The organism is Streptomyces sp. NPDC023573 (genome assembly GCF_055559735.1).
Genome location: NZ_JBVHKB010000014.1, coordinates 68,648 through 92,585, shown reverse-complemented (window position 1 = coordinate 92,585; position 23,938 = coordinate 68,648). Strand labels below are relative to the sequence as shown.

The window sequence follows — 23,938 nt, the reverse complement described above, 5'->3', positions numbered from 1 at the left end:
ACGGGCGGGCGCCGGGTCACCATCCGTGGGCAGATCGCCGGGCTCGTCTAAGGACGGGCGCGGGGAGCACCAAGGCCGCGACTACCGCGAGGTGTTCCAGGCGGGACCGGCCCGCGGGCGCGGGGAGCACGCCTGGATCGCGGGCAGCCACGACCGCCGGAAGGGACCATCCCCGCGGGCGCGGGGAGCACCCCATCGAGCGCGAGCAGTACGGCGACATCGTGGGACCATCCCCGCGGCGCGGGGAGCACTGCGCGGTTGCCTCCGCGCGGTTCGCTGCGCTGGGACCATCCCCGCGAGCGCGGGGAGCACCGCGCGTGCTCCTCGCCGCTGGCGAACAGCATGGGACCATCCCCGCGGGCGCGGGGAACACCGCTCGGCGAAAAGCCGCTCGCGAACCATCCGGGGACCATCCCCGCGGGCGCGGGGAGCACGGTGAACTCCGCCTCGAGGAGACGGAGTCTGCGGGACCATCCCCGCGGGCGCGGGGAGCACGTGCCGATCGTCAACGCCAACCAAAACTACCCAGGACCATCCCCGCGGGCGCGGGGAGCACGTCCGGGACGACACGGGATCGCTGCGCGGCGTGGGACCATCCCCGCGGGCGCGGGGAGCACCCACCCCCGGCCGCGCACGGGAGCTCCGGCCCGGGACCATCCCCGCGGGCGCGGGGAGCACGTACAGGCTCCTGTCGACTGCCCCCGTGGTCGGGGACCATCCCCGCGGGCGCGGGGAGCACACGGTGCCTCACGTTGCCTCACGGTGCCTGCTGGGACCATCCCCGCGGGCGCGGGGAGCACCAAGCGCGGGAACGGGCCGTGCGGCGCCGGAAGGGACCATCCCCGCGGGCGCGGGGAGCACAAAACCCCCGGCCGTCCCCGGCCGATCCCCGCGGGACCATCCCCGCGGGCGCGGGGAGCACCTGGGCGTACAGGGTGGCGTCCCCGCTGAGGCGGGACCATCCCCGCGGGCGCGGGGAGCACACTTCGTGACCTGCAACGTTGCTGGGCTGGACTGTTGTTTTGAAGTAGTTTCGTTGAAACGGCCATAGTGCACAAATTGCCGTTTCCGCTGTTACCGGCGGCCGAATCGACGGCGTTTCGCTGCGTTGCTCCAGTTCTTCTTCGGGGTGGGGGTGGTGGTAGGGCTGGCCGGGTTCGGGCGGCGGATCAGGGTCAGTCCTTCGTGGTCGACCGGGTGCCAGGCGTGGTCGTGCGTGCGGAAGGTGAAACCCTGTTCGTTATTCGTGGTGTGGGCGAGCAGGGCTCGGCCCTGGTCGGCGTACTGCTGGACTTCTTCCCACAGCAGGTCACGGATCCGTGCGGACGGGTTGCCGATGAAGACGCCGGCGGAGATCTCGAGCAGCCAGCGTGTCAGGAAGCCGCGTAAGCCGGCGGGGCAGTTGGTGAGGACGATGACGGTCACCAGCTCGTCTCCACGTCGTCGTAGTCCTGTCCCCCGCCGTAGTTGCGGCCGGCGGCCACTGCCTGGCCGCCGTCACTCTGCAGTGTGACCACATCGGGGTCGTCGTTCGAGGCGGTGCGGGCCAGGGCATCACCGGGCAGGAGAAGCCGTTTGATGTCTCCTACACAACGGTCCAGCAGAGACGTCTCGTTAATACGGTCCCGCAGTGCCCGGCGTGTGCGGGGGCCGACGTCGTCCTCGTCCTCGGCGGCGATGTCGAAGGCGAGCGGAATGCCGATCTCCGTCTTGTACAGATCGGCGATGTCCAGGACGAAGGACAGCTCGTGGCCGGAGTGCACGAAGCCCAGAGCCGGACTGCAGCCGAGCGAGGCGACGACCGCGTGCGCGATGCCGTACATGCACTGTGCGGCTGCGGTGATGGCCTGGTTGACCGCGTCGCCGCTGCCGAAGTCGCCTGGGGTGTACCGGCGGCCGCGCCACTGGACACCGGTACGGGCCGACTGGGTGCGGTAGCAGTCCTTGACGCGCCGGCCCTCGTGGCCGAGGAGTTCGTGGCGCGTCAGGCCGCTTGGATCCTCGTCGGGAAAGCGCAGGCGGTACATCGCCCGCGCCACACCGAGCCGGCTGCGCACGTTCGCCCACTGCACGGCCTGGGCCTCCGCGAGAACGGACGAGCGGGTCAGCGCCCGCCCGCCTGCGTAGTAGCGCACGCCTTGTTCGCCGACCCAGCAGACAGCGGCTCCGGTCTCGCCGAGGACGCTCATCGCCTGGTGCGTGATCCGGGTGCCCGGGCCAAGAAGCAGGGTGCCGATGGTGGCGGAGGGGATGTGGGTGGTGCCTTCGGCGTCCTCGGCCGTGATGGCGTTCGCGTCGCGGTGCACCACGCAGCGCTCAAGGTAGATGAAGGACGACCGTTCCCCGGTGCGGGTGAGCTGCCGTGGGGTGAGGGCTGCACGGCGGGAGACCGTCGTCATCGGTTCACCTTGCTGTACCGAGAGGCGCGAGGGTGAGCAGGCCGCAGCCGTATGCCTTCGCCTTGCCGATTCCCTGACGCAAGGTCCGGCGCAGCAGCTCGGGGTCGGTGACCTCGAGCCGGCCGTCGAAGGTCACGGTGACCAGGCTGACAGGTGCCTTACGGGATGCCGGGCCCCGGGATTTGTCGAAGGAGAGGGCTCGTTTGTCGTGGACCGTCAGCTCGTAGCGGTCGCCGTGGAGGGGCTGGCCCGTGCTGGTGGTGCCGGCGGGCAGCAGGCGACGGTCGTCGGGCTTCTCGAGGACGCGGAATCCGCATGCTTCCTGGCGTTGCAGGAGCCAGCCCATCTGATGTACGGGGGTGACGTGCGCGGTGCGTTTGGTGGGCTCGCCGTCCTTGCGACGGATGTGGTGGATGGGGTTGGCCGTCAGCCTGAACGCCCACTGGTCGCCTGCGGCGAGGCGGTCGAGGAACGGGTTGTAGGGGCGGCTCTCCCAGCCCGGTGCGGAGTGCGTGGCTGCCATCGGCCAGCCTGCCTGCTCGACGAGGTGGGTCATGTCCGGCTGATCGGGGCTGACCACGTAGAGCATGACTTCTGCGCGGCCGGTGTGGTCCAGGCGCCACAGGACACGCGGACCGTCCGGGGCAGGCGCGTCGGTGGGCAGGAGTGCGGGGAAGGAGGACATGACGGCAGCGTGCAGGACCTGCGGGGAGGAAAGCAGCCTGCGGGCGCCGGGGCGCGCGGTGTTCACGCGGAAGCGGGTGAGGAACATCAGGCGCTCTCTTCCGTGAGGGCGTCGAACGGGTCGTGCCGGGGCAGTCGCCGGGCAGACGGGTCAGTGACGCGCACACTGTCGCTGACGACGGCGCGCAGGGTGTGCCGTCGGTGTTCGGCGGCGTAGCTGACCGGCTGGTCGCGGAGGGTGTCGGCGAACTCCGCCTCCTCGCCCTCAGCCTCGCGGAGCACCGTCAGTTCGATGTCCGACCGGTCGCGGTGCTGCTTGCGGTACCAGGCTGACGCCTGCCAGGGGACCTCGCCCAGCACTTCCATCAGGGAGGCGCCGTCGTGGAGAGCGAGGTCGACGGGGTGCGCTGGAGGGCAGGAGCGCCTGCCCAGGAACGGTGCGTACACCGGGTTGCGCAGCGCGGCATGGAGGCGGGCAAGGAGCGTGGGGTCGCCTTCGACGGCGGCGACGAACACGGCGTCGGCCAGGTAGAAGCGCTCCGACAGTGGCATCGACTTGCCGCTGGCACCGTGGTGTGCGGTCTGGAAGTCGCGTACGCGCGTGCCGGGCTGGTCGATCCGGACGGCGAAGCGGAGGGCTGCCAGCGGGGCGAGGCCCGTGTCGTCGCCCCGCTCGATGCCCGCGGCGGCGGCGAGAACGCCGATGACCGCGCTCTTGGTGGGAGCGGATTCGGTGGTGCGCCGGGTGAAGCGTGCGGAGGCCCCCCACGACTGGAGGGGGCCCGCGAGCCGCAGGCTGAGCACGCTCATGCGGGCTTCTCCAGGCGCTCTGCGACGGCCTTGCCGACAGCGGTGACGAGCTCACCGATGTTCTGGGCCTCGGTGCCGATCCCGGCGAGCTTCGCGGTGTTCGGGCCGACGCGCAGGACCCATGTGAGGGTGGTGTCCTCATCGCCGTACGCACGCTCGATGTCGGGGATGAACTCCGCGAGGCGCTCCGATGCCTCGCGGACGAAGCCGCCCTGGTCGCCGCGGACCGGTTCCTCGAAGGCGGCGACGAAGCTGACCGGGCGGGTGGTGCGGAGTTTGACGACCACGGCGTCCGGCAGGGTGTGGTGGCCGAACGTGTTGATCTTTCCGGTGGGCAGCGATGCGGTGAAGCCGTGTACGAAGGCCTCCACCGCCCGGCGCACCGGAGTGGTGACAGGTTCGTTCTCGCGCAGTCCTTCGCCGAGGTTCGCGGCGAGCTGGTGCACGCCGAGTGCCGCGTAGCGGTACAGCGTTGACGAGTTGAAGTCGATTGTGCCGATCATGCCGGCGCCGGTCTCCTGGTCGGTGTTCTCGTCGTCGACGGCGGTGTAGTAGTCGGATTCGTTTTCGACGCGGTGGACGCTGATGGCGTGGGCGACCTGGACGGCGGCGTCGACGTTGAAGTCGGCCGAGTCGGCGACCATCCGTCCGAAGAGCGCGATGTCGACGGAGTGGTGGGTGTCCGCGATCTCCTTGGCCTGGTCCTTGGTCTTCTTGTTCGTGAGATGGGCCGTGATGTCGTCGGCGCCGTCCACGGCCAGCCGGGCCAAGCCGTCCAGCTGGCGGGCGCTGAGGAAGACGAGGTACTTGGCCTCCGGCGCGGGCTCCGGATCCCCTTCCTTGGCGGCGGTGGCCTTGCGCTTGGGCACCTCCGTCTTGAGGCCTGTGGCCTTCACCGTCTCGTCGGCGATCTGCAGAGCCGCCTCAGTGCTGATCGAGGGGTCCAGTGTTGTGATCCGCTCGGCGACCGCTTCCACGATCTTCTTGGTCCGCACCCCGAGCTCGCTCGCGTCCAGCAGGTGCTCGTCGCGGAAGTAGGTGCGGGCTGCTCGCTTCCAGGCCTGGCTGGAGACTCGGGCGCGAGGTACTCCTCCGTACACCGCGGTCTTCGGAGCGCCGGTGTCGTCACGGTTGAGGTTGCTCGGCGGTACGGTCTGCAGGGCGTGTACGTCGAGGAAGATGCGGTTCACGAGGCGTCCTTGTCGGTGTCCGTGGTGCGGGTGGTCTCGTCGTCGGCCGGAGCCGTGCCGGCGGCCGGCGGCTGGTCTGCAGCGTTCTGCTCGTGCCATGCGTGGAAGGAACGGCCCCATTCACGGCGCACGATGTCGGCGCCGCCGGGCTGCTGCCAGGTGTAGAGCTGTCCGGCGAGCAGGGCGTAGTCGAGGGGGATGCCTTCACGGCGCAGCAGCACGACGATGTCGCGCAGCCGCTGGGCGAGGTTGGTCAGGTCCGGTGCGGTGCCGGCGCGGACCAGGCGCTTGCGCAACGGTTCGTCGATCTCGCCTGGCTTCATCATGCGGCGCACAGCGGTTCCGAGCCCTCGCCGGCTGTCACGTCGGTCGCTCTGGTGCATGCCGGTCGGCCGGGACTGCTGGTGCAGCGCCCACAGGGTGAGGGTCACGTGCAGCGCGTCCTCGGCGCGTACGAGATCGCTCTCGCCCAGTGGCCTCGTGCCTTTCGGTGGCATGTGCAGGGGGCCCGTGTCGATGAGGCTCCACAGGTCGGGGAGCTGTCCGGCCTCCCGGCCCGCGCCCCGGCGCAGTCTTGCCAGGGCAGCCACGTCCCGTGACCGGTCGGCGAGATAGCCGCGCTGCAGGGGGGCCAGGTGGTTGGCGGCAAGCTGGACGACTTGCTCGCGCGGGGTGGGCGGTGCGGTGACGGTGGTCATGCCAGTGCCTTCACGGTGGTCTCGGAGTCCGGCTGTTCATCGGTGTCCGCGTGTTCGTCGGTGTCCGGGCCCTCAGCGGTGCCCGGGAGAGTGCCACGCAGGCCGGGCTCTCCCAAGTCCCTGGCCAGGGCGATGCGGAACCATTTGCCGGCCAGTGCGGAGTTCAGCCACTCGGTGCCCTTCTTCGTCGCGACGACCCGCCCCTGCCACGCTCCCTGCCCCGCTGCCGCAGTGAGCCGGTCACCGAGGGCGGCAGCGGCCTTGTGTACCTGCCGCTGCCACGCCATGCGCTGTTCGTACGGGTCGTCGGCCTTGGTCAGGTCCCGGAGCCAGGCGCGGTAGGGAGCTTCGAGGAGGCCGTAGGCGTGGTCCCTGGCGGTGGCACGCGGCCCGTCCGTCTCGGTGCCGGCGGCGCGGGCCAGGTTCGTGGCGAGATCACCGATGGCGTAGACGGCACGGTCGGCGTCTTCGACCGCGGCGATGGCCTGCTCGGCGTAGCGGCGGTCCTGCTGGTGGAGGAGGACGACGGCCATGGAGACGGAGTCGTCGACGATCTCGTCGATCACGGACTGCTGGGTGCCGTACTTCGGACCGATGACGCGCGCCCGCACGAGGAATCCGCGCTCGAGGAGCCCCTCGGACACGAGGCGGGCCACCCACTCCAGCACTTGGGGGCGTAGGTATGCGGGGGCGTCCGCACCCTGCCCGGGCGCGGAGGCGTCAGCGATGAGCGAGGCGATCCCCCGCCATGCGGCCCGTTCCGGGTCGTGGTCGCGAGGCAGGTAGACGAGGCTCTCCCGCAGCTTCTTCTCCTGCGCCTTGCTGCGCCTCCAGGAAGTCATCGGTTCGCGGCTGTGCTGGTTGCGGGGGCTGAGCGGGTCGCCGTAACCGAGGACGACTCCGTGCACACCTCGTTCGTCGAAATGCAGCCGCAGACGCCGTGTCTGCCAGGTGTACAGGTCGCGCACACCGCTGGGCGCGCGCTCGGCTCCGCCCGGCCCACAGGGATCGCGTCGCCAGGCCGGCGCGTCCTGCTCGTCGATCCGCAGGCCCGTCGTGTCGGCGGCCACGAGATTCAGCAGCAGCGTCTCTCGCAGAGTGGGGCGCTCCACGAAGACCCCGCCGAGGTTGCCTGCCCAGCCGACGCCGAGTGGGTAGACCCTTCCGCCCTGGGCGCGCTTGTCGCCCTCCACGCCTGTCTTGATTCCGGAGGTGTCGAACGCGTGCGCATGGACGACCCAGCGGGCCGCTTCGGCGAAGGTGAGGCGATCGACGGTGGGCATCCTGGCGCTGAAGAACGGGTCCCCGTTGGGGACGTCCGCCACGATGCGGTTGAGGGAGAACACCTCGTCCTTCACTGTCCGCAGGCCGGCGGTCTGGAAGAACGGCGCCGCGGTGTCCAGCAGGTCGAAACGGTCGGCGTGCGCGTCGAGATAAGCGCCCACAGGGGCGAAGCACTGTTCGTCGCTCCACAGGTCGGACCAGTCGTCGATATCCTCCGGCCCGCTGAGCGCGTCGTGGGCGACGGCGAGGAGCAGGCGTACCAGGGCGAACTCCTGGGTCGGCAGGTCCCCGACGATCCGCCGCAGCTCGGACGCCTGCTCGAACACCTGGCGCAGGGAGAGTTCGTCCTGCCGGCCGTTGCTCCTGAGCACGGGGATCCAGGGCTGCGTGGTCAGGTCGAAAAAGGGCGCGTCGTCGCGGTCGCTGTGGCTGGTGTCAGGCACGGGTCACCTCAAGGCCGTCGCTCTTGCTGTAGCGGAGGACGAAGCCTGCCAGGTGGGTCTGACAGTCCTCGTCGAGTGGCAGGATCAGCTGGCCTGCCAGCCAGTGACTGCCTTTCACCTGCCAGGCAGGTATGTGCAGTTCCTCGAGTTCGGAGATCGCCCGGTCCATCGTCTCGGCGTAGCTGAACTGGATCGGCAGCCGCAGTCCGCAGGAGGCAGCGGTACGGGCGGCCAGGGGCGTGGGTACCTGGTCGGTGGGCAACGCCAGACCGGCCGGGGTTCGGTTCCGGCGGTCGGGGGCGAGCCACGGGACCGTCGTGAGCGTGCCGTCGGCCTTCTTCTGTACGACGACGACTTCGAGGCTCTCCCGGCTGTCACGTACCTGAGCCTTGCCCTGACTGGTGTCGTCCGCTTCGCCGACCCCCGCGGTAACCCACCCGAACAGGGGCCGCCCGGGGCGGGCCACTGCGCCCAGCCGGAACGTCGCCGCCCGCTCGGCCTGGTCCGCACGGTGCTCCTCATAGCGGGCACGTGCTGCTTCCATGTCCTGCGCCCAGTTCGCGGGAGCCACGGACTCTTCGGCGTAGGCGTGCTGTACCAGAGGGCTGATGTCGGACGGCAGCCGCACGGGACGCTGCGCTGTGCCGTCGAGATGCGGAAGCAGTGCGGCAGCGGACCGCAGCAGGGCGTACGCCCCGTACACGGCAACCGAGCCGCGTACCGGTTCCGGCACATCGGCACTCCAGTCGATAACACCGCTGACCAGGCAACGGGCCGTGCGGAGCCGTTCGGGACGCTGCGCCTGGTGCTCACCGCCGCGCAGGTGCCGGTGCAGCCGACCCATGCGCTGGAGCAACAGGTCCGCCGGACACAGGTCCGTGACCAGAAAATCGAAGTCGACGTCGAGTGACTGCTCGGCGACCTGACTGGCGACCACGATGTGTCTGGCCGGCCGCCCCACGGCCTTGTCCGGGGGCCCGAACCGCTCGAGCAACGAGGCGTCCTTGGCCGCACGGTCGACGTCGATGAAGCAGGAGTGCGCGACGGTCACTTCGGCTTCCCCGAACCGCTCCCGCAGGGCCCGTGCCGTCTCCACCACCCGGCGTACGGTGTTGCGTACGACGAGAGCACAGCCACCGTCCTCGAGCTCGTTCTCCAGCCGGTCGGCGAGAACAGCCAGATCGTCGTCGATGCGCTCCAGCTCGACGTCCGCCTCGCGGCCCGAGGCCGACGGGCGCCGAAGGACAGGCGCTCCGCCCGGCGCAACAGCGGTCAGAAGCGGATACTCCCCCGCCTTGGCGACGGCATCGAAGGAGCCGGTGTCAGCGTTCTTCCCGCCCGCGTACGCCTCGACCAGCTCGCGCCGCCGGTGTGCCGGAAGCGTCGCGGAGAGCACCACCACCGGGACGCGGTAGGCGCCCAGCCACGAGAGCACCCGGTCGAGATAGACGCTCATGTAGGTGTCGTAGGCGTGTGCCTCGTCGATGACGATCACTTTGCCGGCGACCGCGAGATGACGCAGGGCAAGGTGGCGGCTCTTCAGCCCGGCGAACAGCAGCTGGTCGATCGTGCCTGCCACGAACGACGACAGCATGGCCTTCTTCCGGCCGCGCAGCCACGTGTGCGCGACGAACTCGGCGGATGCCGGCCGCCCGCGGCTGGGAGGGTTCCACCCCTGCGGGTCTTCCGTGACATCAAGGTCGACCGCCTTGACCTGGCCGCGGTCCATGAGGTCGGTGAAGTCGTCGTTCAGTGCGGACTTGGAGTGGGCCAACAGGACCGAGTGGCGTGTGCCTTCGGGCGCGGGAAGTCGTCCGAGCCAGTCCAGGAGGCGGGGGAACATGGCGTTGCCCGTGGCCATCGTCGGCAGAGCGAAGAACACCCCGCCGGCACCGGAGCGCGCGGCAAGGACTTCCGCGGCGGCGAGCGCCGCCTCGGTCTTGCCCTCCCCCATCGGCGCTTCGATCACCAGCAGTCCGGGATCATCCATCGTCCGGGCCAGTTCCACGGCCGCCTCCTGAACAGGGCGGACCTTCGCGCCCGGAGGCAGCGCGAAGCGTGAGGCGAACAGCTCCTGGACATCCGCAGGCGGCTTTGTGGCACACCATGCTGCCGGCAGGTTCAGCCCCCGCCAGGCAGCTGCAGTCCGTTCCTCGCTGCTCCGGCTCGCGTCCTGGGGGAAGTACGGGAACAGGTCGGGGTTACTGGCGATCCAGTCGGACACGATGACCAGCGCTGTGAGAACGACCTGAACGGGCTGCGGCAGCTTCGCCGCCCGCCACACACTGAGCCTGTCGAGGACACCGAACTGGGCCGCGCACGCCTCCAGCAGTTCCAGCTGCACACGGTGCCACAGCTCACTGCTCGCGCCTGGGCTGCGCAGCAACTGAGGATGCCTGTCCAGAGCGGTGATCTGGCCGTGCTCGGGAGGCACTCCGTGGTGCCCGCCCACCGCGACGGTGAACTGGCCTGTCTGCGCGGCAGTCCAGCCGTGCCGGTCCTCCAGCCACTCCCCCAGCAACACCTGGCCGGCAAGCCCGTGCGGAGCGAGTTTCCGGTCCGCGCCCATCGCCCGCTGGGAGCGCATCTCCAGCCCCTCGGCCCGCATCACCTGCGCGAGCGATTCGACCTGGCAGGCGAACGCCGGTGTGGCCTTCCCGATGTCGTGGACACCTGCCAGCCACACCGCGAGACGACGTGCATCGTCCTGGGCTCCCGGCAATGCAGCGGCAATCAGGTTCCGTATCGACAGCGGCAGCCACTCGTCCCACAACAGCCCTGCCACCGCGGCACTGTCCTCCATGTGCCGCCATAGCGGCAGCCACCCATCGGAGTCCCGATCGTGCTTGGCCCACACACGGAGCACAGGTCCGCGCAGCCTCGCCCGCAAACCGGTGCGGGCCCCCTCGACTGTCATGCCAGATGAATATCCGCAACAGGCCACACTTCGCAGGAGAATGAAGAAAGCGTGGAGAATGTGCCCCTTTTGTGGTCATACCCACCTCGACCGGCACCGGGCACGTGTAGGCTCGATCGGTTGCCACCACCAGGCGGAATGGTTGGAATGTGATGCATGTCGGATTCTCTTAAAGTGCTCAGAACTGAGTCATGCTGGCGATAAGCCTGCAGGTCACGCAGCCTGCTCCCCGCGCCCGCGGGGATGGCCCCGACGCCATCACCCGGCAAGGCCGGGCCCTCACCTGCTCCCCGCGCCCGCGGGGATGGCCCCCCTTCGGGCTTTCGAGACCTCGCCGTCCAGCACTGCTCCCCGCGCCCGCGGGGATGGCCCCATTTGCGCCCTGCTCGTCCCGATCGCGACCCTCTGCTCCCCGCGCCCGCGGGGATGGCCCCTACACCCCCGTGGAGGCCCTGGCGCTGCTCCCCTGCTCCCCGCGCCCGCGGGGATGGCCCCATGGCCTGGCGCTGCCGCAGCGCGTGCACGGCCTGCTCCCCGCGCCCGCGGGGATGGCCCCTTCCCGAACAGGCGAGGGCTCAGCCCGGTGAACTGCTCCCCGCGCCCGCGGGGATGGCCCCCGTATGGGACGCACCCCCGCCCGGCTGCGGCTCTGCTCCCCGCGCCCGCGGGGATGGCCCCCTGTTCGGCGGCTCGTCCATCTGCTGGCTGCGCTGCTCCCCGCGCCCGCGGGGATGGCCCCCCTGGCTACGGCATCACCGTGCTGGCCGACTACTGCTCCCCGCGCCCGCGGGGATGGCCCCGGCTACATCGAGGCAGACCACCTTCGCAGCGTCTGCTCCCCGCGCCCGCGGGGATGGCCCCGGCCAGTGGGTCAACTGGAACCTCGAAGCGGTCTGCTCCCCGCGCCCGCGGGGATGGCCCCGCCACCCCGACGGCACCGCCTACCACCAGAGCCTGCTCCCCGCGCCCGCGGGGATGGCCCCATCGCACGTGACAGGCCTGACAACCGGCCCTGCTGCTCCCCGCGCCCGCGGGGATGGCCCCAACACCAACAGGGCCCGGGGGAGTGGCCGGGGCTGCTCCCCGCGCCCGCGGGGATGGCCCCTCCGCGCCATACGGAGCATCCGACGCCCCGTTCTGCTCCCCGCGCCCGCGGGGATGGCCCCGACGACGTCGCCAAGGCTCTCGTCCGCATCGCCTGCTCCCCGCGCCCGCGGGGATGGCCCCCGGCAGCCGACACACCCTTGCATTCCGATCCGACTGCTCCCCGCGCCCGCGGGGATGGCCCCTTCGCGGCCGTGCACACCGGCAGCTTCGACGACTGCTCCCCGCGCCCGCGGGGATGGCCCCTTCTGCGGCCGGCACGCACGACACATCATCCACTGCTCCCCGCGCCCGCGGGGATGGCCCCGAGGTCCGCGTCGAGGCAGACGGCAACCTGCTCTGCTCCCCGCGCCCGCGGGGATGGCCCCCAATCCAGGGCTCGCCGTCGGTGTCGGCGGGCCTGCTCCCCGCGCCCGCGGGGATGGCCCCGACCAGGAGCAGCCGTGACCGAGCAGAGCGCACTGCTCCCCGCGCCCGCGGGGATGGCCCCTGCTTCCATCGGCGTCATCTTCAGGTCCGGGACTGCTCCCCGCGCCCGCGGGGATGGCCCCGGACGTGCTCCCCCAGCTCGAACGCTGCTCCGCTGCTCCCCGCGCCCGCGGGGATGGCCCCTTGGTGTCGTGGCTCCGTGCCGTGAGGGCGGCCTGCTCCCCGCGCCCGCGGGGATGGCCCCGACGACCGGTCAGCCCAGACCGGGATGAGGATCTGCTCCCCGCGCCCGCGGGGATGGCCCCGCAATCATCGCGTCCTCACGGTTGATGAACCCCTGCTCCCCGCGCCCGCGGGGATGGCCCCAGGAGCGCCCCATCTACCCACCCCGCAGCCGTCTGCTCCCCGCGGCCGCGGGGATGGCCCCCGGTCCGCCGGGATCAGGTCCGGCGTCCACATCTGCTCCCCGCGCCCGCGGGGATGGCCCCGCGGGGATGATCAGCTTCTTCCACCTGAACAGCTGCTCCCCGCGCCCGCGGGGATGGCCCCGCGACCTTGACCGTGCCCGGGCTGGCGTTGCCCCTGCTCCCCGCGCCCGCGGGGATGGCCCCATGTCGGCCACCGTGTTGAGGATCTGTTCGCTCTGCTCCCCGCGCCCGCGGGGATGGCCCCGCTCGATCTCGTCGAGCGCCCGGCCGATCGCGCTGCTCCCCGCGCCCGCGGGGATGGCCCCCCTCGGTCGGTCCGCCGGAGCGGCCCGGACCCTGCTCCCCGCGCCCGCGGGGATGGCCCCGACCTGTCCAGCGGGGCGTGGCCGGCGGGCACCTGCTCCCCGCGCCCGCGGGGATGGCCCCATCCGGGCGCTCACACCGGACGTGAAAGCCGTCTGCTCCCCGCGCCCGCGGGGATGGCCCCCGGATCGCCGTGGGAGTCGCCTCGCTGATCATCTGCTCCCCGCGCCCGCGGGGATGGCCCCAACCGGCACGAACACGTCTGCAATTTCGACTTCTGCTCCCCGCGCCCGCGGGGATGGCCCCAGCATGTTGGCCATCGGCTGGACGTGCGGCGTCTGCTCCCCGCGCCCGCGGGGATGGCCCCGCCGCCCTCGATCCCGAGCACGCCCGCGCGTACCTGCTCCCCGCGCCCGCGGAGATGGCCCCGTCGAGCTCGTCGGCCAGCTCGGTCTCCTCGACTGCTCCCCGCGCCCGCGGGGATGGCCCCAACGGCTGACGGTGGACACCGCAGCCCGGGTGCAGGCGCTGCTCCCCGCGCCCGCGGGGATGGCCCGCGCCGGTCGCGGGCGCCTGCCCCGTCGACCTGCTCCCCGCGCCCGCGGGGATGGCCCCGCGTCGACGTCCCGGCGGGTCACCACGCCCATCTGCTCCCCGCGCCCGCGGGGATGGCCCCTCGCGGTACTTGTTCGGGGAGTCCCCGCGCCCGCGGGGATGGCCCCCTCCCAGGCCCCGGTCCGCTCGGCCTGTTCCCCTGCTCCCCGCGCCCGCGGGGATGGCCCCCTTCGCGGACTCCCGCCGAACCTTCGCGAACTCTGCTCCCCGCGCCCGCGGGGATGGCCCCTCCGGCGGCGGGTCCGTCTCCGAACCCGACTCCTGCTCCCCGCGCCCGCGAGGATGGTCTCGGGGGCCCCGGCGTGATCTCTCTGTGGTGGGGCTGGTTCTTCCATGACATCTCCGCCCAAGCCCGCTCCCGACGCTCCCGCTCATGCACTTACTGGATGTCCAGCTCCCGGACGCGGCGCTGGGTCCGTCCAACCTGCCAGCGCAGCCAGTCCAGGAGAGCTCGGTTCTTCTCCAGTCGCTGATGGTGTCGGAGTGCGGGGTACTGGCGGGCATGGCTATGCCTCGGGGCTGCATCAAGTCGGCAGCCGAATCACGCCGCGCCCTCCGTCCGCCGGTCGCCTCCGGTTCGCTGCCGCAGGTCCACCCGGGCGGCAGGCGTGCGGCCGGTCGGGGTGGACCAGAAGGGGTGCCAGTGGATCCGGACGGACAGGGCGAGCAGGCGGCGGCGGAGCTCGGTGGCACGGCGCGGGCGCGGGAGGGCGAGTGCGCGGTAGGTGTCGTGCCATTCGTGCTGGGCTTGTACGAGGTCGCGGGGGAAGGGGAAGCGCTCCATCCACTAATTAGATCGCATGTTCGAATTTTGGTGCCACTCAGACACTCCGGTCACTTCAGTGAGACGCACGCCTTCATGGACAGGCCCTTGAACTGCACGCAGATCCGGGTACCGCGCGGGTATACGGGGCCCGTGTGCCCGTCCCTCCCCCAGGACGTCTCCACGAAGGTGCCGCCCACGCGCCCCGCGCGCTTCCAGCCGCCGCCGGTCTTCCAGGTGCCGCCGGGCTTCTTGACCAGCCAGCGGGCGGTGCCGGAGCGCACACCCTCCCGCGAGGCATACACCCAGCCCACACCCCGGGCCGAGGAACCGCGCTTGTACCAGTAGTGGGCCACCGCTCCCGGATTGCAGCCAGGCCTCTCCCCCGCACACGCGTTGACCCGCTTGTCCACGTAGGCCCGAGCCGCCGTCGGAGCGGACACCGCAGGAGCGGCAGCCAGGGGGACGAGGGCAGCGGCCAGTGCAGCAAAAATGATCATTCGTCGCATGGGCGGCTCAACGCGCCTGGCCACCCCCACCGTTACGGGTGGCGGGGCCAGTTCACTCGTCGTGGTGGCTCCGGCCTGAGCGACATGGCGCCCGGACTCCGCGCGCATCTGGGCCTTGTGCTGCTCGCCTTCCCGGCAGGATCGTGGACGCCGGCAGCGGGCCTGGGCGGAACGCACGGAGTACCGATCTTGTCGATAACCCCCCGGTGGGACAGCCCTTCCGGTCAAATCGGCCCTCTCCGACGTGCCTCTGTCCGGTCTCGCCAAGACGCCAGAATCTGAAACATCGGCTTTCTGGCTCATTAGGTATTAGGACAAGCATTCACCTGATCTTTCGACCTGCTTCCTCGCCAAGAATCAGGGCGGTATCCCGTGCGATGAAAGGTGATTTGGCATGGCGGATTGGGTGAAGGTCGCGGGCGGTCTTTCGGCTATCTCGGCAGGATCCAGGACCACCGTCTGGGGTGTGAACTCGGCGAGCGCGATCTACCGGTACACCAACAACGACGCCAGCGGCACCAACCCCTGGATCAAGATCCCCGGCACCGCCACCGACATCGCCGCAGGCGCCGACGGCAACGCGTGGCACATCAACACCGCCGGTGAGATCTACCGCTACACCGGCGACCAGCCCAGCTGACCCCGCTCCAGCGCGCGTGCGGGCCCCGACCAGGACAAGGCCAGGGCCCGCACGCGCGACCATGAGGGCTGATCTCGACGCCGTCGCACTCCACAGGCAGTCAGAGGGCGCGGCAGGCCGCGCTTCCTCCGGCACCGGACCGGTGTGCCGTTTCTTCAGGTGAACCTGTGTCGCGATCGGGTGACGCAACCTCGTTGCCCCGCCGCCCCGCAGGGCGCAACTGCTACATCACCTCTCGTGATGATCTCCCTGACGCGACGCGGCCTGCCCGCGCTCCTCCTCGCCGCCCTGCCCCTGCTCGCCACGCCCGCCTACGCCGGCACTCTCACCACCGGCGTGCCAGTAGAAGAGGCGCCTTTCACCTCCTACGCCCCAGCGCAGACTCCCGGCGGTGCCGCCCCCGGTGCCCGGCGGTCGCTGGAACTGTTCGAGGCGATCGACCGGCTCCCGGTCGCCGAGGAACACCGCGAGGGCTACCAGCGCACCCTCTACAAGCACTGGAACCGCGGACTCAGCGCCTCGGACGGCTGCAACACCCGCAAGGAAGTCATCCTCTCTGAAGCCGTGAACGCACCCGAGGTCGCGGCCGGCTGCAAGCTCACCGGTGGGTCGTGGCGCAGCGCGTACGACGGTCTGGTGGTGAGTGACGCCGGGCGGCTTGACGTGGACCATTTCGTGCCGTTGGCGGAGGTGTTCGACTCGGAGCAGACGCCGTGGAGCGCCGAGCGGCGCGAGGCGTACGCCAACGACCAGGGGTCCGCGGACACGCTGATCGCGGTCTCCGCCGCCTCCAACCGGTCCAAGAGCGACAAGGACCCCGCACAGTGGATGCCCACCGACGGGGCCTACCACTGCACCTACACCGCGACCTGGGTCGCAACGAAACTCCGCTGGGACCTCGCCGTCGACGACGCCGAACGCCAGGCCCTCCTCGGCACCGCCGAAGACTGCCCCAACACCACCGTCACCTACGAACCCGCCTCGTAATCCCCCGTTCGGCTTCGAGCCGGCCGCAGGTGCCGAGAGGGCTGAGCCCCGCCCCCAGGAGCAGACCGCACCGGGGGGGCGCTCCCTCGCCAGTCACCACCAGCGGATGCCCTGCAACTGGTGCTGCACCCCGGTGGGCGGCTGGCAGCCTGAGTTGTCGTCGCGTTTGCGGGCTGCGGTGCAGAGGGCGTAGTGGGCGGGTTCTATGCCGACGTCGTCGGGGAGGTCCCGGCCTGCTGCGGCGTGGGTGAGTGGCGTGTAGGCCGGGTTCCAGGCTCCGAGGATCTTGGTGGTCTGGCAGCGTAGCCAGCCCAGCTTCCGGTGGCGGGCTCCGTAGGGCGCGTACGGGCCTCCGGGGTGTTCAAGGGAGACGGCGATGAGGTCGTGGCCGTCGTCGTCGCCGGGCCGGGTGTGCGCTCGTTCGATGTACGGCCCGAGGACACGTTGGACTCTGCCGTTGCGGGCCTGGCCGCTCACGCCTCGGACGAGTAACTGACCTGGAGCAGCTTCACGAACGAGCAGGAGTGGTCGCTGGCCCCTGACGGGTCCGGATACACGGCTGAGTACCTCGCACGGCGCGAGGATGACCGCACCGTCACCTTGCTACGGCTGCGGACGTGGGTGGACGGAACTTCTTGCGGCTACTGAACGTGTTGATAGATGATCGGTGTGCGGTAATCCCATGGGGAGCGGCGGCGGGCGGCCGGTCCGCGGATGCGGAAAGGGGCGGGGCATGCTGGTGGAGGCACTGGCGGCGTTGGCGGCGGCAGGTGGTGGCGCGGTGGTCCAGGCTGCGGGTACCGATGCGTGGTACGGCCTGCAGCGCCGTGTCGGGGAGATCTTCGCCCGCGGTGACGCCGCGCGGGTTGAGGCCGAGCTCGAACGCCTGGACCGCAGCGCAAGGTCTCTGACCGCAGGCGCTTCGGCCAACACGGTCGCGGAACGGCTGCGCCAGGAAGGCGTCTGGGCCGGGCGGTTCGAGACCCTGCTGGAGAGTCTCGACGATGCCTCGCGGGAGCAGGCAGTCGAGGAGCTGCGCGAACTGCTGTTGTTCGTCGCTGCTTCGGCCGGTGATACGGCCGTCGCGACGGGCCAGGCGGTAGCTCGAGACGGAGGGAGTGCGGTCACTGGCATCAAGAGTTCCGGCGGCGACCGTCGGGGCCTGGCGCGGGCGGAACGCACCGGGGACGCGGAGGCGACCGGTACGGGCTCCAGCGCCGTCAGCGGGATTGTCAATGAATAGACCGGCCCGGCACCGCCGGAGCGGCTGAAGGAATCCGGTGGGACTCCGATGGCCATGGTACAAGAGGGGGTTGGGGGCTGGCCCCGCCCCGGCTGTACAGGAGAGTGCGGGTGGCAACGACCAGGCACCGCCAGCCGCTGACGACGCACGGCCCCCCATGACTCCCGGCCCCGTGGGAGGTGGTCCCGCGGCAAGGACAGACCGGCGGCCGGAACCCGGTGAGGATGTCCCGCGCGAGATTCGCATCGAGCGCACCGGCGACGCGGTGGCGTCGGGCCCCGGGGCAATCGCCAACACCGGCTATCTGGTCATCGGGGCGCACCGGTCTCCCGCACGATCGGTCTACTTCCAGCAGGTCCGCCAGATTGCGCCGGACGTGCTGACAGGCCGGGAGACGGAACTCGCCGAACTCACCGCCTTCTGCGCCGGGCCCTCCTCATACGCATGGTGGAAGGCTCCCGCGTGGGCCGGCAAGTCAGCGCTGATGTCATGGTTCGTTCTGCACCCCCCCGAGGGGGTACGGGCCGTCTCGTTTTTCGTGACCGCGCTCTATGCAGGCCAGTCCGACCGGCGAGCCTTCCTGGATGTCCTGGTCGAGCAGCTGGCGGAGATCGTGCGTCAGCCGCTGCCGGAGACCCTCACCGAGGCCAACCGGCAGGCCTGGTTCCTCCAGTTCCTCGACGAGGCGGCGGCGGTCTGCCGGAATCGCGGGGAGCGGCTGGTGATCGTGGTGGACGGTCTGGACGAGGACCAGGGCGCGGATTCCCACAGCATCGCGGCCGTCCTGCCCGCCAAGCCTCCGGACGGGGTGCGGATTATCGTGTCGGGCAGGCCCGCGCCACCGGTCCCCGACGACGTTCCTACCCGTCACCCACTCCGCGATGGGCGGATCCTTCGGACGCTGGACCCGTCCCGGGCCGCTCTGGCCGTCCGGGAGGCGGCCGCCCGGGAGCTGCGGACCCTGCTGCGCGGGGGCGGGATCGGCCTCGACGCCGTCGCTTTCACCGTCGCAGCCGGCGGCGGCCTGACACACACCGACCTCGCAGAACTCACCGGAACCGAGCCGTGGGAGATCGAAGATCTTCTCGCCGGCCCGGCCGGTCGCACCTTCAGCGCACGCGGCCAGGGCGTCGTATTGGCACACGAAGAGCTGCACGCCACCGCTCTGCGGAGCCTCAGCCGGGCTACGATCTCCGGCCGCCTCGACCTCCTCCACGCCTGGCACGACGCCTATCGCAGGTTGGGATGGCCTACCGAGACCCCCGACTACCTGCTGCGCGGCTACTTCCCGATGCTGTCCTCCCAGGGAGACCTGCCGCGGATGGCCGCGTGTGCGTCCGACATGGCGCGGCTGGACCGCGTGCTGGAACTGACCGGGGGCGACGCCGCGGGCATCACCGAGATCACGACGGTCCGGAATCTTCTGGCCCTGCACCCCGACCCGGACCTCGGCATCGCACTCGCTCTGGCCATCACCCGGGCCCGCCTCAACGATCGCAGCCGCAACGTTCCCCCGGGCCTTCCTGTGGCCTGGGCGCTGCTCGGGTACGTGAACCGGGCGGTCGCACTCGCCCGTTTCCTGCCCGGGCCCGACATGTTCCACGGCCCCGGTGTGTTCACGACCTCGCTGAAGGCCGCGATGCTCGACTCTCCCAGTCCAGGCGGCGGCCGGTCCGACGCGGCCGGCGCGGAGTTGGAGGCGGTGGCGCTGGCGGTCGCGGAGATCGGTGACGCCGCACGGGCCGCGGAGATCGCGGGCACCGTCCCCCCGGACGACCAGGAGCGGCTTCTGGCGGCGGTGGTGGAGCGCGCCGCTCGCGCCGGCGAGCTCGACACCGCCGAGGCGATCGGCAGGACGATCCCCGACTGGTACTACCGGCACATCGCTCTGACGGCCGTCGCGGTCGCCGCTGCGGAATCCGGTGACCCCACCCGGGCCGAGGGCGTCGCCGACGCCTTCGAAGCCGACTTCGCACGGGAACGCATGCTCGCCGCTGCGGCCGCCACCCTCGCGAGGACCGGCCGGATCGCACCTGCCGAAGCGCTCGCCCGTACCCTGACCCGGCCCGGCGAAAGAGCCGAGGCTCTCGCGGCGGTCCTGGAGGCCACCACGGATCCGCACCAAGCCGTGACGCTTGCGCGCGAGACCGAAGGGCTCATATGTGAGGTGACCGGGCCGGGCGGGCAGCGGACGTCTGTGGCGGTGGCATTGGCACGGACCGGGCGCTTCGGCCGGGCCGCCCAGGTCGTCCGGGACACCACGGATCAGCGCGAGCGGACGGCCGCGGCCCGAACTGTGGCGACGGTGCTCGCGGAGGCCGGCGAGGCACGCTTGGCCGAGGATCTCGCGCGGACCATCACCGACAGGTTCGCCCTGGAGGACGCGCTGACCACCGTGGTCGCGGCGACGGCCGTGAGCGGCGACACGGCCGATGCCCGGGCGCTGGCCCGCGAGATCGGCAGCGAGCCCAAGCACGAGGAGCGGGCACTCAAGGCCGCAGCACTGGCACTGGCCGCTGCGGGAGATCCGTGGCGCGCCGAAAGCTTCGCACATGCCGCGGTGGAGGTCGTGGAGAACCTGGTGGCGTCGGACGACGCCGAGGCGGTGAGCCGTGAGCTCTTCGGGCCGCCCCTCCAGGACGCCCTTGCGTCGGTCGCGGTCGCCATCGCGAAGGCCGGGAACGCCGACCGGGCCGAACGCCTCCTGCGTCACCTCCCCGAACCCGGGCTGCGGGAGCGGGTGCTTTCGGACGTCGCGCGGGCGGTCGGCGGAACGGGCGACCTGGATCGGGCCACGGCCCTCGCGACTCACGTCTCCGACCCCCACCTGCGCGCCCAGGTGACCGCGGACCTGGCGGCCTCGGCGGCGCGGGCCGGGCAACACGGCCGCGGGGAGTACCTGGCGCGGGCCGCCGAGGCCCAGTACCGGGCGATCGCACCGTCGTATGAACACGAGCGCCTGCTGCCGAGCGTGGTGGAGACCGTCGCGCGGGCCGGATCAGAGGATCGGGCCGAGGCCCTCGCCCGCCACGTCGCCCACCCGATCGCGCGGATCGAGGCCCTGCTCGCGGTGGCGGGCGCGATCACCGACGACGACGCCCGGGCGCGGACCCTCATCGACGACGCCGAGAACCTGGCCCAGACGATCGGGAACCGGTATCTGCGAGCCGATGCTCTGGCCTCGGTGGCGGCGGCGAGCGGTCCGGACCGGGGACGTTCCCCACTCCAGGATGCCGAACGCGCCGCCCGTTCGATCGCCGACCGCTCCACCGCGCAGGACGCCCTAGCCTCCGTCGTGGTCGCGGCAGCCAAGCTTGGTGATCTCGGGGCGGCGACCACCCTCACGGAGTTGATCACCAGCCCAAATCCCCGGGCTCGTGCGCTGACGGCCCTCGCCGTCAAGGTGGCGAACGACGACCCTGGCCGCGCGGCGGCGTTCGCCGAGGGCGTCGATATCGCCCGGGCCCGCGCCCAGGCCTTGGCGGCCGTGGCGACGGCGGCTCGCTCCCGCGCTCCCGGCATGGCCGACGCGATCCTCCAGCGGGCCGAGGACGTTGCTCGTGAGCTCGTGGCCTCGACGCAGCCGGAAACGGTGGGTGCGCTAGGCGGCGCCGAAGCCCTCGCCGCCGTCGCCGAGGCCGCGGCCAGCGCTGGCGACCTGGATCGCGCAGAGGACCTCGCCCGCTCCATCGCCACGACCGCGGAGCGTGAGAGAGCCCTCGCCGCCGTGGCGGGCGCCGCTGCCCGAACGGGCGCCCTGGACCGGGCCGAAGCCCTCGTCCGCTCCCTGCACAGGAACGGCGCCCGGCCCCTCGGTCTAACGGCCCTAGCGGAAGGCGCCCGGGCCGCCGGGCTCCCTATCCCGCCATCCGTACGGTCCCTGCTGGCCGAGGCCCTGGCCCGCGACGGCTACTGGCCGCTCCTGCACGCAATCGCCCTTGCTTCCCCCGCTGCGATCACTGAGAACATCGAACGCCTGTCCCTGGGCAGCGTGTAGGAGGGCGATACGTCGGTGCATCCGTGCTTCGTGTAGATGCCGGTGTCGCTGACTCGCTCAAACCACTGGACAGCGCGGACGAGTTGGACCGGGTCGGGTGATGGTCCCTGGCTCAGGCGCCGGGCGGTTGGGAGGGGTTCATGCTGCCCATGTCGCGGGTGCTGCGCCGGTTCGATGATGGCGACGAGGTGTGGCCCGGCGTCACCGCATTGATCACCCCCGGGCACAGCCCGGGCCACACCACATACGTAATCTCCGCGGGCCACGGGCTCCGGATTCTGGTGGTCGGTGACGCCTTTCACACGCCGGCCCAGGTGGAGCACCCCGAGTGGCCCTCCGGCCCGGACACAGATGTCGACGGCGTACTGAGAGCCCGGACAACCCTGCTCACCCAGCTGCGGGCGCCACGTACCTACTGCTTCGCCTTCCACTTCGGCGACCAGGCATTTGGCCGGGTCTTACCTGTCCGTCAGGGAAAAAGTCACTGGCACCCTGAGCCCGCCCGCGCTCTGTTGCCAGCCCCGATCCACCTTCCCTGAGCGGTCCCAAGCTGGGGGCCGAATTCCTGGTTGCCGTCGGCGGCAGCCTGGACGGTTTCCCCACCGCGGACTGCCTCGCGGCCTTCGGAGGTGTGGCTCCTGCCCCGCACGATTTCGGCAAGACCAGTGGCTACTTATGGCGCCCGCAGCGCCAGACGGTCCCCGAGCTCTGGGTCCTGGCCGAGGAACTGGACGTCTTCAGCGCCGACATTGTCGGGGCGGATCTTGATCGTGAACCCGTCTACCAGGAGCTTCGTCCTTCCGCAGACCCGTCCAACACGCGGCCAGTGCCGTCAGGTTAGAAACGGCTCACTGTTCAAGGCAGTGAACCAGGAAGGTCAGCCCCTCCGGGCTACTCAATCGCACAACACGACGACCGGTGTTCTCAGACCAGGTGACCGCGTCTTGGCCGTAATCGTGCGTGCGGGCGACGACGCTCTCCGGGTCCTCGACATTGACCGCAAGTTCCCACTGCGGGGCGGGTGCACTGGGTCCACGTGTGGCGATGAAATCGGCGCAGCCCAGAGAGGTCCCCGACGTCTTGTTGTAGACCCGCCTTCCGGACGGGGGCCGAGCCGATGTGGAAGCTGATGCTGAACGCCCTGCTGGAGATGTGGCCGTGAGCAGAGTCCGCCCTCATTCCTCAGCTTGCGGCAGCCGGTGGGAGCAGGTCGAGCGGGCTACGAAAGCGATGCCGTCGTAGTCCTTCGCCGGTACGAGCGGCGCGGTGTGGAACCGGTAGGAGAAGCGCGGCACGTTGGCGCCGAAGCTGCGCTGTGCCTGCGGCGCGCGCAGCCAGGGCGCGGTGCAGCGCAGGTCGATGTAGTAGTCGCCCTTCAGGGCATCGGCGAGGTATGCCTCGATGGACCGGGTTCCGGTGCCGATGCGGTGCCGTGCGGGAGGGGCCGTGAGGTCCTCGCCCCTTCGGGCGAGGAAGGAGCCCTTGCCGAAGAGCAGGGCCAGGGCGTAGTAACGGTCTCCGTAACGCTCACGGAGCCTGCTGCCGAGCGCCGTAACCCGGTCCCCGTACGTGCCCTTCGTGAGGTGCCCGTTGTGCGCCCAGACCATGATCCGAGCCGTCGGGTCGTCGTCCACGAGGCGGGCGACCGCGTCGGCCATGGCACGGTCACGGGCGGCGAAGGCGCTGTCCTCACCCGCGGACTGGTCGAGCGAGCGGGTCACGAGGTCGGCGACGCGGACCAGGATCCGCGCGTGCTCGACTATGTCGTCATTTGCGTTGTCGTGGTCGGCGAGGTGGCGGGCGACCTCCTCGGCGTGGTGCCGGAGCGCCTGTTCGCGGTCGGGGCGTGAGCCGGGGCGAGCGTGGACCAGGACCTCCAGGGCGCGGGCGTCCTCCTCCCGTTCTGGCGCGAACGCGCGCAGGAAGGCCGTGACGGCCTCGACCGAGTCGGCGCCGCGCTGCGGGTCGACGCCGACGAAGCGGACTCGGCGCTCCTCGGGGAGGCCCCGGTTGTGCACGCGGAGCCACGCGACAAGGTCCACCATCTCCTGGGTCCGCCAGGTCCAGAAGCCGAGCCGGGCGACGAGCCGGGCGGGGTCGCCGACGCCGTGCCGGACGTATGCGTCCACGGCCCAGGCGGCGGACTCGCTGGCCTCCATGGCGAGGGTGGTGAACCCCTCCTCGCGTACCAAGAACTCCACGATCCGGTGCTTCAGCCGGAAGAACTCGGCGGTGCCGTGGGTGGATTCACCGAGGCCGACGATACGGGCGCCGCGCAGCGTCATCCCCAACTGCTTCAGGTCGTCGGAGGGCTCACCTGGGGTCAGCGTGTCCAGGGGGCGGGCGTGCTCGGTGAGCCAGCGGGCGATGTCGTCGGGCACCGGGGTGCCTCTCCTCCCTGCGTGCGGCAGAGCGCGGCCCTGCGGTCCGCCCGTGTCGCCGCACGCTATCGTGTGTCAGTTCTCCGCTTCACGGCACGCCGTCAGGATGTCGCG

General features: G+C 71.1%; 17 protein-coding genes, 1 pseudogene and 2 CRISPR repeat arrays. Of the genes and pseudogenes, 6 read left to right on the top strand and 12 right to left on the bottom strand.

Annotation, left to right across the window (positions count from 1 at the left end; translation table 11 throughout):
• Nucleotides 1–283: 283 nt before the first annotated feature.
• Nucleotides 284–983: a CRISPR direct-repeat array (repeat unit 29 nt; unit sequence GGGACCATCCCCGCGGGCGCGGGGAGCAC).
• Nucleotides 984–1,074: 91 nt separating this feature from the next.
• The 10 genes from cas2e to ACZ32T_RS32900 form a co-directional block, all read right to left on the bottom strand.
• Nucleotides 1,075–1,425, bottom strand: coding sequence for a type I-E CRISPR-associated endoribonuclease Cas2e (cas2e, locus tag ACZ32T_RS32945; protein ID WP_359477489.1), 351 nt, complete (start codon nucleotides 1,423–1,425; stop codon nucleotides 1,075–1,077).
• Nucleotides 1,422–2,399, bottom strand: coding sequence for a type I-E CRISPR-associated endonuclease Cas1e (gene cas1e, locus ACZ32T_RS32940; protein WP_467370936.1), 978 nt, complete (start codon nucleotides 2,397–2,399; stop codon nucleotides 1,422–1,424). The genes cas2e and cas1e overlap by 4 nt, the downstream gene beginning before the upstream one ends.
• A gap of 4 nt (nucleotides 2,400–2,403) precedes the next feature.
• Nucleotides 2,404–3,171, bottom strand: a complete 768-nt coding sequence (gene cas6e, locus ACZ32T_RS32935; RefSeq protein ID WP_467370934.1) for a type I-E CRISPR-associated protein Cas6/Cse3/CasE — start codon at nucleotides 3,169–3,171, stop codon at nucleotides 2,404–2,406.
• Nucleotides 3,171–3,893, bottom strand: coding sequence for a type I-E CRISPR-associated protein Cas5/CasD (gene cas5e / locus ACZ32T_RS32930; RefSeq protein ID WP_467370932.1), 723 nt, complete (start codon nucleotides 3,891–3,893; stop codon nucleotides 3,171–3,173). The genes cas6e and cas5e overlap by 1 nt, the downstream gene beginning before the upstream one ends.
• Complete coding sequence (cas7e, locus tag ACZ32T_RS32925; protein ID WP_467370929.1) at nucleotides 3,890–5,083, bottom strand: type I-E CRISPR-associated protein Cas7/Cse4/CasC; 1,194 nt, start codon at nucleotides 5,081–5,083, stop codon at nucleotides 3,890–3,892. The genes cas5e and cas7e overlap by 4 nt, the downstream gene beginning before the upstream one ends.
• Entirely contained in the window at nucleotides 5,080–5,781 is a 702-nt protein-coding gene (gene casB / locus ACZ32T_RS32920) for a type I-E CRISPR-associated protein Cse2/CasB (protein WP_467370925.1), read from the bottom strand. The genes cas7e and casB overlap by 4 nt, the downstream gene beginning before the upstream one ends.
• Nucleotides 5,778–7,508 (bottom strand): type I-E CRISPR-associated protein Cse1/CasA, encoded by a 1,731-nt coding sequence (casA, locus tag ACZ32T_RS32915; RefSeq protein WP_467370923.1) that lies wholly within the window; start codon nucleotides 7,506–7,508, stop codon nucleotides 5,778–5,780. The genes casB and casA overlap by 4 nt, the downstream gene beginning before the upstream one ends.
• Nucleotides 7,501–10,425, bottom strand: coding sequence for a CRISPR-associated helicase Cas3' (gene cas3, locus ACZ32T_RS32910; protein WP_467370920.1), 2,925 nt, complete (start codon nucleotides 10,423–10,425; stop codon nucleotides 7,501–7,503). Before cas3 ends, casA begins: the two co-directional genes overlap by 8 nt.
• A gap of 222 nt (nucleotides 10,426–10,647) precedes the next feature.
• Nucleotides 10,648–13,304: a CRISPR direct-repeat array (repeat unit 29 nt; unit sequence CTGCTCCCCGCGCCCGCGGGGATGGCCCC).
• Nucleotides 13,305–13,845: 541 nt separating this feature from the next.
• Nucleotides 13,846–14,088: a hypothetical protein gene (locus ACZ32T_RS32905; RefSeq protein ID WP_467370917.1), complete on the bottom strand. Its 243-nt coding sequence runs from the start codon at nucleotides 14,086–14,088 to the stop codon at nucleotides 13,846–13,848.
• A 50-nt stretch (nucleotides 14,089–14,138) separates the two neighbouring features.
• The gene (locus ACZ32T_RS32900; RefSeq protein WP_467370915.1) at nucleotides 14,139–14,567 is read right to left on the bottom strand and encodes a hypothetical protein; all 429 of its coding nucleotides are present in this window, start codon (nucleotides 14,565–14,567) and stop codon (nucleotides 14,139–14,141) included.
• Nucleotides 14,568–14,970: 403 nt separating this feature from the next.
• Between ACZ32T_RS32900 and ACZ32T_RS32895 the strand changes: the two genes are divergently transcribed.
• Both ACZ32T_RS32895 and ACZ32T_RS32890 read left to right on the top strand, forming a co-directional pair.
• Nucleotides 14,971–15,216, top strand: a complete 246-nt coding sequence (locus tag ACZ32T_RS32895) for a tectonin domain-containing protein (protein WP_467370913.1) — start codon at nucleotides 14,971–14,973, stop codon at nucleotides 15,214–15,216.
• Between the two features lie 240 nt (nucleotides 15,217–15,456).
• Nucleotides 15,457–16,203: an HNH endonuclease family protein gene (locus ACZ32T_RS32890; RefSeq protein ID WP_467370909.1), complete on the top strand. Its 747-nt coding sequence runs from the start codon at nucleotides 15,457–15,459 to the stop codon at nucleotides 16,201–16,203.
• Nucleotides 16,204–16,296: 93 nt separating this feature from the next.
• Here ACZ32T_RS32890 and ACZ32T_RS32885 read toward each other — a convergent pair whose 3' ends face one another.
• A complete protein-coding gene (locus ACZ32T_RS32885) occupies nucleotides 16,297–16,680 on the bottom strand; it encodes a hypothetical protein (RefSeq protein WP_467370907.1) in 384 nt (127 codons plus the stop codon).
• A gap of 256 nt (nucleotides 16,681–16,936) precedes the next feature.
• On the opposite strand from ACZ32T_RS32885, the gene ACZ32T_RS32880 reads away from it, so the two are divergent.
• The 4 genes and pseudogenes from ACZ32T_RS32880 to ACZ32T_RS32865 form a co-directional block, all read left to right on the top strand.
• Complete coding sequence (locus ACZ32T_RS32880) at nucleotides 16,937–17,446, top strand: hypothetical protein (RefSeq protein ID WP_467370904.1); 510 nt, start codon at nucleotides 16,937–16,939, stop codon at nucleotides 17,444–17,446.
• 265 nt (nucleotides 17,447–17,711) lie between these two features.
• On the top strand, nucleotides 17,712–21,443 hold the full coding sequence (locus tag ACZ32T_RS32875; RefSeq protein ID WP_467370902.1) for a P-loop domain-containing protein: 3,732 nt from the start codon (nucleotides 17,712–17,714) through the stop codon (nucleotides 21,441–21,443).
• A gap of 140 nt (nucleotides 21,444–21,583) precedes the next feature.
• Complete coding sequence (locus ACZ32T_RS32870) at nucleotides 21,584–21,982, top strand: MBL fold metallo-hydrolase (protein ID WP_467370900.1); 399 nt, start codon at nucleotides 21,584–21,586, stop codon at nucleotides 21,980–21,982.
• 2 nt (nucleotides 21,983–21,984) lie between these two features.
• Nucleotides 21,985–22,134 (top strand): annotated as a pseudogene (locus ACZ32T_RS32865) (transposase); the annotation flags it as partial.
• Nucleotides 22,135–22,618: 484 nt separating this feature from the next.
• Here the strand turns inward: ACZ32T_RS32865 and ACZ32T_RS32860 are convergent.
• On the bottom strand, nucleotides 22,619–23,824 hold the full coding sequence (locus ACZ32T_RS32860) for an erythromycin esterase family protein (protein ID WP_467370898.1): 1,206 nt from the start codon (nucleotides 23,822–23,824) through the stop codon (nucleotides 22,619–22,621).
• Nucleotides 23,825–23,938 lie beyond the last annotated feature (114 nt).